We start from the raw sequence: 9,414 nt of genomic DNA on the forward strand, positions 1-9,414 counted from the left end.
AAATCAACGGGCTGAATTTATAAACAAATAATAACAATCTTAGAATAAAGAGCCATCGATCAACAGCCTTGACGGGCTGTTTTTTATTTTGTGACTGATAAGATATGTTTAGGGAAGGAATTATCCAAATATTGTCGAAATAGTTTAGTGGTTTGTTTATAAATCGATATACATATACACGAGGGGGCAATAATGTGAGATTTGAAGACTATACATATGTTCGTCCGAATCTTGAGAAAATAAAGGGGCAATTTGAAGCAGCGCTTGAAAAGTTCGAAGATGCAGCTTCTGCAGAACAGCAAAATCAGGCTATGAAAGAAATTAATGATATTCGCAATGATGTCGGTACCATGTTCAACCTATGCTATATCCGGCATTCAGTTGATACGAATGATGAATTTTACAAAGCAGAGCAGGATTATATGGATGAGATACAGCCTGAAATAGAAGGGTTTGTCACAAAGTATTATCAGGCTTTAGTTAATTCCAGGTTCAGAACAGAGCTTGAAGAGCGCTGGGGGAATCAGCTGTTTGCACTTGCAGAAGCACAATTGAAGGTGTTCTCGCCGGAGATCGTTCCGCTTTTGCAAAAAGAAAATAAGCTTTCTTCAGAGTATACGAAATTAATTGCTTCGGCCAAGATTGAGTTTGAAGGTGAAGAACGGACACTTGCCCAATTGGAGCCATTTACCGAATCTACAGATCGTGAAATGCGCAAAAAAGCAAGCGAGGCCCGCTTTGGATTTCTGGCTGAAAATGAAAATGAACTGGACCGTATTTATGATGAGCTTGTCAGGGTTAGAACAGAAATCGCCCAAAAGCTTGGATACAAAAATTTCGTTGAACTGGCGTACTTCCGCATGTACCGGACAGATTATAACGCGGTAATGGTCAAAAATTTCCGTAAGCAAGTGAAGGACTTCATCGTTCCAATCGCCACAAGGCTAAAGGAAAGGCAAAGAGAGCGCATTGGCGTCGATAAGCTAAAATTTTACGATGAAGGATTTGAATTTAAAACGGGTAATGCCGTACCAAAAGGAGATTCTGATTGGATTATTGAAAACGGCCAAAAAATGTATGATGAGTTATCCGGTGAAACGAGCGAATTTTTCTCATACCTGAGAGAAAATAATCTTATGGACCTGGTAGCCAAAAAGGGAAAAGCAGGGGGCGGCTATTGCACTTACATTGAAAACTATAAATCCCCATTCATTTTCTCTAATTTTAATGGGACTTCAGGAGATATTGATGTTCTTACCCATGAAGCAGGACATGCATTCCAGGTCTATTCAAGCAGTCATTTTGAAATACCTGAATATAACTGGCCAACTTATGAAGCAGCTGAAATTCATTCCATGAGCATGGAGTTTTTTACATGGCCCTGGATGGAAGGCTTCTTTAAAGAGGATACGGAGAAATACAAGTTTTCACACTTGAGCGGAGGACTTCTTTTCCTGCCTTATGGTGTATCAGTTGATGAATTTCAGCATTGGGTGTATGAAAATCCGGAAGCAGCACCGCAGGAAAGAAAACAGGCCTGGAGAGAGATTGAGAAGAAATACTTGCCGCATAAAGATTATGATGGCAATCAGTATTTAGAGAACGGTGGATTCTGGCAGAGGCAGGGACATATCTACAATTCTCCATTCTATTATATTGATTATACATTGGCCCAAATCTGTGCATTCCAGTTTTGGAAAAGATCCAGGGAGAATCAGGAAGAGGCTTGGAAGGATTATTTAAAACTATGCCAGCTTGGCGGGAGTAAGCCTTTCACTGGACTTGTTAAAGAAGCTGGATTGATTTCTCCTTTTGAAGAGGGATGTGTTGAGTCAGTTATCGGGGAAATTGAGAATTGGCTAAATTCAGTGAATGATAAAGGTTTATAAAATAAAAAACAGAGCCGGAGATTCATAACTCCGGCTCTTTTCCATCCTATTAGCGCATTGGTTTAATGACAATTAAGCTGTTTTCCAGCTCAGCCTGTAAATGGCTATTCCCACCATTGTCGATGATGAAATCTGCAATTTTGTCTTCCAGCTCATCCTGGATGATTCTTCTTAATGGCCTTGCGCCAAAAGCAGGGTGGTATCCGTCTTCTGCTAATTTTTCCTTAACTTCCTGGCTAATAGTTAATTCAAATTCCAGATCATTTAAGGTTTCCTGCAACTCACTGAGCATTAAGTTAACAATTTTCAGCAAGTGCTCTTTTTCCAGAGCTTTAAATTCAATAATGCTGTCAAATCGGTTCAAAAATTCCGGCTTAAAGAAGCTGCCAAGCGAGTCCAGAATATTGGAATCTTTGACGGCATCTGCTGCACCAAATCCAACATGGACTTCTTTTTGTCCAACTCCTGCGTTGCTTGTCATGATAATGACTGTATCCTTAAAGCTGACAGTGCGGCCATGACTATCTGTCAGGCGTCCATCTTCCAGTATTTGAAGGAACATGTGCTGGACATCTGGATGTGCTTTTTCTATCTCATCAAGCAGAATAATGCTGTAAGGATTTCTGCGCACCTTCTCGGTCAGCTGCCCTGCTTCTTCATGACCTACGTATCCAGGAGGAGAGCCGATAATTTTAGACACGCTGTGCTTTTCCATATACTCACTCATATCAAGCCTGATCATGCTGTCTTTTGAGCCGAACAACTCCTCCGCAAGTGTTTTGGTTAATTCAGTCTTCCCGACACCTGTTGGCCCGACAAATAGGAAAGATCCAATTGGGCGGTGCTTGGATTTAAGTCCTGCACGGCTTCTGCGGATGGCTTTTGCCACTTTTTGTACGGCTTCCCGCTGTCCAATTACTTTTTGTGCAAGATTTCCCTCTAGGTTTTGCATTTTTTCCTGTTCATTTTCAGCTAATTTGCCTACAGGAATCCCTGTTTTCTTCTCAATAATCTCCTGAATAAGGCTTGTTTCAATAACTGGCCTTTCAGCCTTGTTTTCTCCGTTTAATGCCTGCTGGAGTTTTAGTTCCTCTTCACGGAGTTTTGCAGCTTCTTCATATTTTTCTTCTTTTAAGACAATTTCTTTCTGCCTGCTGATTTCTTTCAGCTGGTTTTCAATATCTGCTGCCGGTATATATCCTGACTGAAGATTCATTTTCGAACCTGCTTCATCCATTAGATCAATAGCTTTGTCAGGAAGGAACCTGTCCTGAATATAGCGGCTTGACAGCTCCACACACGATCTTATGGCATCTTCTGTAAAAGAAACATCATGATAGTCTTCATATTTTTGTTTCAGCCCCATTAAGATGTCAACTGCCTCATCAGCAGTCGGCTCATTTACTTGTACAGGCTGGAATCTGCGTTCGAGAGCCGGATCCTTTTCAATCTGGCGGTATTCTTTCAATGTGGTGGCTCCGACTACTTGCAGCTCACCCCGTGCAAGAGCAGGCTTTAGTATATTGCCGGCATCCATCGATCCTTCAGCTGATCCTGCTCCGACAAGCAAATGGATTTCATCAATAAAAAGAATAATATTCTTCCGGGTTTGAAGCTCTGAGATCAACTGCTTCATGCGTTCTTCGAATTGGCCGCGAATGCCAGTATTTGCAACCAGGGATGCCACATCAAGCAGATAGACTTCTTTATTTTGAAGTTTCTTTGGTGCCCGCCCCTCGGCAATTTTAACCGCCAGCCCTTCGGCAATAGCTGTTTTACCCACTCCCGGTTCTCCTATTAGGACCGGATTATTTTTGCTTCTTCTATTTAATATTTCTGTCACCCGGCTTATTTCTTCGTCCCGGCCGATGACCGGGTCAATTAAACCAGCTTTTGCAAGCTGTGTAAGATTTCGTCCGAATTGATCGATAAATCCGCCGTTGCCCTGATTCTGGCCAGGCGCTTCTTTTAGAGGCTGGAAGTTTTCATTTCCTTGAGAGGATGCCAACTTTTTAAAGAAATCCTCTAAAGGCATTTGGCCAAAACCTGAAAAGCCGCTCAAAGCAGGCCCAAAGGAAGTAAGGCTTTTTTGCTTTTCAGTTTGATAACAGCTTTGGCAAAGGTTAAGGTTTCGTTCATTTCCATTAACTTTTAATCTTAATTGCACGTTTGCTTCTTTTAATTGACATTTTTGACAAAGCATTTTGCATACCTCCATTAATAGATTTGGTCTGACTTTGACTATATTTGACCTTATGCATATAGTATAATTTGACCTTATTTGACTTTCAAGTAGTTTGTTTTGGTATTTTTACCCTTTTTGCAGTTTGCCTTTAAAAGTAAAAAAGCTCGTCTTTGTTTGTACCAGCCTACATATATTGGAAAGGAAGGAGGAGATTAAGTGAAGACGAATTGGGGGGCAGCTTTCCAGATCGCTGCCGTTTATGTGGGAACCGTGGTAGGCGCGGGCTTTGCCACTGGCAGGGAGATTGTAGAGTTTTTTTCCCGATTTGGTTTTATCGGTTTAATTGGGATACTGATGAGCGGTTATATCTTTATTTTTCTCGGTTCAAAGTTAATGAGAATCTCTGCAAAGATAAAAGCAGCATCCTACCAGGAATTAAATGAATACCTATTTGGAAAATTTTTTGGTTCTGCCATTAATATACTAATGCTGTTTATGCTCCTTGGCGTATGCGCAGTTATGCTGTCAGGTGCAGGGGCCGTGTTTGAGGAACAGATTGGCATCAGCAAGACTGCAGGATTGCTCATAACGATAGGGTTAACGATTATTACAATGGTAGTGGGCATTCGGGGATTATTTGCTGTTAATACATTTGTCGTTCCAATGATGATAGCATTTAGTTTTATATTATTGTTTATAAGCATGAAGCTTCCTAATTTTGCAGAACAGGTTCTGTTTATCCCATATGCTGAAGATGGATGGAAAGCGGTTGTGGCTCCGTTTTCTTATACAGCCCTGAATTTAACTTTGGCGCAGGCAGTCCTGGTGCCTGTGGCTTCTGAAATAAATGATGAACGGACAATTAAATGGGGAGGATATCTTGGGGGAGCCGCATTGACTCTTATTCTTCTTTCCAGCCATTTAACACTGATGATGCTGCCTAATCTGGAAGCATATGATATCCCGATGGCCGCCATTGTAAAGACATTGGCATCATCGTTCTATTGGATATTTGTGTTTGTCATCTATGGGGAGATTTTCACGTCTGTTATTGGGAATGTGTTTGGCATTGAGAGACAGGTGAAAAAACACTTTTCCGTACCAAGTATTATTATTGTGGGCTTTATCTTTGTCGTTTGTTACTTTATCAGTTTAATCAATTATGGGACATTGCTTTCGTATTTATATCCGGTCTTTGGATATGTGAGTTTGACCTTTATTATTCTTCTGTGGATGAAGCCGTTTGATGATGGAAGTAAGGGGAAATAAACCTGAAAAATGAAAAGAGATCCTTTTTACATGGATCTCTTTCAATTTATATTATTCTTGCGGCTTCTCTTTCATAATGGTTTTCGCCATCTGCAGGAAAGCATCTTCATGGTCTGCGTCTTCTTTATTAAATAGGGTAAGCTTCAGTGAAAGATCATCATTTTTTACAAGATAGGCAGAAACCTTCTCACCGTTTCCTTCGGCTCTCATTACAGAAGCATCTTTGTAAAAATCATCTGAAGGAGCTTTAGATGTTTGTACGTTTTCGCTGACAGCTTCAAGCTGTGCTTTAGTGTTTTCTTCGATCATGTCCCAATCTGCATCATCCGGCAGGAGTTCAATCCGCATGAATATCTGATCATTTTCCGTGAGGTACAAAACATCCTTATTTGGTTCCTCAGCAGTTAACTCATATTCCGGCAGAACATACATTGAATAACTTTGATTATCACTATGCTTCAGGAAGGCTGTGTCTTCCTTCGTTTCACCCTCAACTGAATAAGTCATATTCTGCTCAAGGATCCTTATTACACTATTTCCTTCTCCATCTGTGCCAACTTCTGATGATTCTTCCTCTTCACTTTGCTCTTGTCCATCCTGTTCATCCGAACCTTTTTCTTCTTCATTTTGCCCAGATCCTGCTCCATTGCCAGGATCACCCTGAGCTGTTCCGCACCCTGCCAGGATAGCAGCAATAACTCCCAGCATTAACATAAATTTCGCCAAAGTTTTCATCATGTTCCTTCCTCCCGTTGTGTGTCAGCGCCTTTGCAAAATTAGACGTATTTGAAAAAAAAAGAGTTACATATAAATTCCTATTTATTTGTACATTACCATTTATGTAAAACATCGACAAGACTCAACAAAAATTTAAAAAAGACAATCCTCGAAGAATTGTCTGATCATCACTGCAGTCAGTGGAAGTACATCTAATTAAATGGGAGCAGAACGAATAATAACAAGTCAAAAATCAGATGGGAGACGATTACTAAGGGAATGCTTCTTTTCCAGGCATATAGCCATCCCCAGAAGAGACCTGCGATTAATGCTGCAAAAGCGAGCATCCAGTATCCTGAATAAAAATGGACAGAAGTATAGAGGAGAGAAGATATAATGATGCTTACCTTAACAGTCGTATGTTTCATTAATCTTTTTTGAACGAACCCTCTCCAAAACACCTCTTCTCCAGGAACTATGATTAATATAAGCACAATATAGTGCCAAATAAACGAAGGTGAAAATCGGCCGTATAATTGTTCAACCTGATTAACTAAGGGGAGGCTGAGCATATCAAATAAACTGTATCCCATCCAAAACAGTCCGTATAGAAGAAAACCTGAAAGTGTTCCATAGGTAATGAATGTCCCAAAAGAAGCCTTGTCTTCCACTTCCTCCATTATGATGGAGTAACTGATTAGCAGCAGTAAAGAGGCAGAAAAGATATACCAGAAAATTGATTTATCTTGAAATGTAAAATACATAAGCAGATGAGCGAGTACCAGCCCGCCAATAAAACGGACATCTGCAGCAATATTTTTCAAATTATTTAACTCCTTTCAAGCAAAAAAATAACCAAACACTATTCTAACAAAAAACAAACATAAAAAGTAAGGAAAAGATTTCTTTGGTAACGCTAAGATAAAATAATGCAGAAATGCGAATCATAAGCCCATATGAAGGGAGGTATGTATAATGACGAAATCAAAAAGAGAAAAAGAGCGTGCCTGGACAGTTAGAAAGCAGGATCAGCATCCTCATGGAAAAGTGAAATCCTTAAAAGAGCTGTCAGGAGAAAAAGAATAAAATTACGGCCTCCTATACGGGGGCCCTAATTATAAAAGGGCAGTGATTCGGATCAGACAAAAGGCAAAAATAAAAAGCAGCAAAAGAGCTGCTTTTTAAAGTGACGTAAGAATACGCTTTCAATTTTCCCTTTTTTATACTGCTGATTCTCTGACAACCTTATAATTTTTATGATTGATAACTGTTCTCTGATCTAACTCGAGATCCCGGTAGTTATCCATGTACGTTAAATCTACAATAACTGAATTCTCATTTACTTTTTCTACAATGCCCTGTAGTCCGTCACGAAACTCAATAATATTGCCAACCTCTGCTTTCTTCAAAAAGCATCTCTCCTTTTATCCATTTCTTTCGCTGGTAGTAACAGTTTGCACTATATTTTGAAATGCGTAAAGAATTTTGCAATTCGGTGTTGCTAAAGTAAAATGTTACATTCTTTAGGTTGGTAATATTATACCAGATAAAATTCTTTTGCACATTAAAAATATTCAATATTCAGAAAAAATATTGATGTGCATATATAATATTTGATGCTTCAAAATTGGCAGCACTTTATTTATGATTAAGAAAGAATGAAATAAAAGGGAGTTCTGGATAATGAATCATGAACAAATTCAGGAAGTGCTTGAACAATTAAAAAATGGAACCATCTCTGAATATCATGTGTCAAAAGAAGATTTTCTTCCTTTTCGCAGTGTCATCGTAAAAAGGGAGGACTTTAAACATTTTCGCGGAATCGCACAAAGAGGCGGACATGTTATATATCAATATTTAGATTCACCCCGAAGCTGAATAAAGGTATGAAGCTGCAAATAAATAGCAAATAGCAAATAGCAAAGACACTTGATCATATCAGGTGTCTTTGCTATGTCTATGCAATGTAATTGAATAGAAAGCAAAGAAAACTGGGTATAAAAGCAATAGATAATTTCGAAGGGATGTGCAAGCATGAACGATTTTAAAGGAAAAACAGTCATTGTTACAGGAGGCGCCAGCGGAATAGGCAGGAGTATTGCCGAGTCATTCGCAAAGAAAGAGGCCAATGTTGTTATCGCTGACATTGATGAAATGAAGGGAAAACAGTTAGAAGAACATTTGAATCAAACGGGCATGAATAGCCTGTTCATTAAAACAGATGTTAAGAAAGAAACTGAAATAAAGGAACTAATCACAAAATCATTTGAGGCATTTGGTGCTATAGATATCCTGATAAATAATGCAGGCATATCAAAGTTTCATTCGTTCTTTGATTTAAGTGTGGAAATGTGGGAGGAAGTAATCAATACGAATCTTCGAAGTGTATTCCTGTGCAGCAGGGAGGCTGCCAAATTGATGAAACAAGGTTCCTGTATTATCAACCTTTCATCTACGAGAGCGGTAATGTCAGAAAGCGGAACAGAAGCATACTCAGCTTCAAAAGGAGGAATTGCGGCAATTACCCACGCGATGGCCAGTAGCCTTGCTGAAAAAGGGATCAGGGTTAATTGCATAAGCCCCGGCTGGATTGAAACAGGCGATTATGAAAGTCTCAGAGAGGTTGACCATAAACAGCATTTTTCCAACAGAGTTGGAAAACCCGGCGACATTGCAAGGACTTGCCTATTTTTAGCCCATCCGGAGAATGATTTTATAACAGGTGAAAATATTACAGTGGATGGAGGCATGACAAGGAAAATGATTTATGAAGAATAATAAGTTTCTATTCTCCTTTAAATAAAAACCCTTTGTAAATTAACTATAAAGATGGTGAAAAAGTTAGAAAGAGGAACAAATCCCTTGTTCTAAATGGTTCTATAGGCTCATATTTTATTAATGCTTTAGAACGATTTATGGGAGGGGTTCAATGGGTATTACTATGATTAAGATTTCATCCGTATACTTTGCTGTGGGGATTCTTCTGGGGTATTATATGTCGAGTACTCATTCTTACCTATTAGGTCCTGTTCATGTCCATATTAATTTACTCGGATGGACGTCCTTGACTTTGGCAGGAATTCTATACTACTTGTTTCCTGTTCTTGCAGAAGGGAAAGCCGGGAAATGGCATTTTTGGCTTCATAATATCGGCCTTCCTATCATGATGATATCACTGTCTTTAGTACTGGTTACAGAAAATAATGCTTTTCTTCCCGGTACTGCTATTGGAGCCACTATTACAGCTGCCGGCATTTTAATTTTCGTTTGGAACATACTGAAAAACTTAAAAGAACAATAGCCACTATACTTAACGCATGGATTTTTAATCTGTGCGTTTTTATTTTTAGGCTG

The 9,414-nt window shown here is 39.3% G+C and carries 10 protein-coding genes; 6 read left to right on the forward strand and 4 right to left on the reverse strand.

The annotated features are described in order from the left end of the window. Positions 1 to 194: 194 nt before the first annotated feature. On the forward strand, positions 195 to 1,889 hold the full coding sequence (locus CHI10_RS09335; protein WP_095244034.1) for a M3 family oligoendopeptidase: 1,695 nt from the start codon (positions 195 to 197) through the stop codon (positions 1,887 to 1,889). Between the two features lie 49 nt (positions 1,890 to 1,938). Here CHI10_RS09335 and CHI10_RS09340 read toward each other — a convergent pair whose 3' ends face one another. Continuing rightward, complete coding sequence (locus CHI10_RS09340; protein WP_095244035.1) at positions 1,939 to 4,092, reverse strand: ATP-dependent Clp protease ATP-binding subunit; 2,154 nt, start codon at positions 4,090 to 4,092, stop codon at positions 1,939 to 1,941. 198 nt (positions 4,093 to 4,290) lie between these two features. Here CHI10_RS09340 and CHI10_RS09345 point away from each other — a divergent pair, with 198 nt between their 5' ends. Beyond that, positions 4,291 to 5,343, forward strand: a complete 1,053-nt coding sequence (locus CHI10_RS09345; protein WP_095244036.1) for a YkvI family membrane protein — start codon at positions 4,291 to 4,293, stop codon at positions 5,341 to 5,343. 51 nt (positions 5,344 to 5,394) lie between these two features. On the opposite strand, the gene CHI10_RS09350 is transcribed toward CHI10_RS09345, so the two are convergent. Both CHI10_RS09350 and CHI10_RS09355 read right to left on the reverse strand, forming a co-directional pair. Next, positions 5,395 to 6,081 (reverse strand): hypothetical protein, encoded by a 687-nt coding sequence (locus tag CHI10_RS09350; protein WP_286137280.1) that lies wholly within the window; start codon positions 6,079 to 6,081, stop codon positions 5,395 to 5,397. Positions 6,082 to 6,272: 191 nt separating this feature from the next. Further along, complete coding sequence (locus tag CHI10_RS09355) at positions 6,273 to 6,884, reverse strand: CPBP family intramembrane glutamic endopeptidase (protein ID WP_095244037.1); 612 nt, start codon at positions 6,882 to 6,884, stop codon at positions 6,273 to 6,275. A gap of 151 nt (positions 6,885 to 7,035) precedes the next feature. On the opposite strand from CHI10_RS09355, the gene CHI10_RS22655 reads away from it, so the two are divergent. Then, entirely contained in the window at positions 7,036 to 7,146 is a 111-nt protein-coding gene (locus CHI10_RS22655) for a DUF6254 family protein (protein WP_019381647.1), read from the forward strand. Positions 7,147 to 7,280: 134 nt separating this feature from the next. Here CHI10_RS22655 and CHI10_RS09360 read toward each other — a convergent pair whose 3' ends face one another. Next, positions 7,281 to 7,469 (reverse strand): YkvS family protein, encoded by a 189-nt coding sequence (locus CHI10_RS09360; protein WP_095244038.1) that lies wholly within the window; start codon positions 7,467 to 7,469, stop codon positions 7,281 to 7,283. Positions 7,470 to 7,743: 274 nt separating this feature from the next. Here CHI10_RS09360 and CHI10_RS09365 point away from each other — a divergent pair, with 274 nt between their 5' ends. The 3 genes from CHI10_RS09365 to CHI10_RS09375 all read left to right on the forward strand — a co-directional run bounded on the left by CHI10_RS09365 (position 7,744) and on the right by CHI10_RS09375 (position 9,361). Then, positions 7,744 to 7,938: a hypothetical protein gene (locus CHI10_RS09365; protein ID WP_095244039.1), complete on the forward strand. Its 195-nt coding sequence runs from the start codon at positions 7,744 to 7,746 to the stop codon at positions 7,936 to 7,938. 156 nt (positions 7,939 to 8,094) lie between these two features. Continuing rightward, a complete protein-coding gene (locus tag CHI10_RS09370) occupies positions 8,095 to 8,838 on the forward strand; it encodes an SDR family NAD(P)-dependent oxidoreductase (RefSeq protein WP_095244040.1) in 744 nt (247 codons plus the stop codon). A gap of 151 nt (positions 8,839 to 8,989) precedes the next feature. Continuing rightward, entirely contained in the window at positions 8,990 to 9,361 is a 372-nt protein-coding gene (locus CHI10_RS09375) for a cytochrome-c oxidase (protein WP_095244041.1), read from the forward strand. The last annotated feature ends 53 nt before the right edge of the window (positions 9,362 to 9,414 follow it).

The organism is Bacillus sp. 7894-2, assembly GCF_002272225.1.
Lineage (GTDB): Bacteria > Bacillota > Bacilli > Bacillales > Cytobacillaceae > Cytobacillus.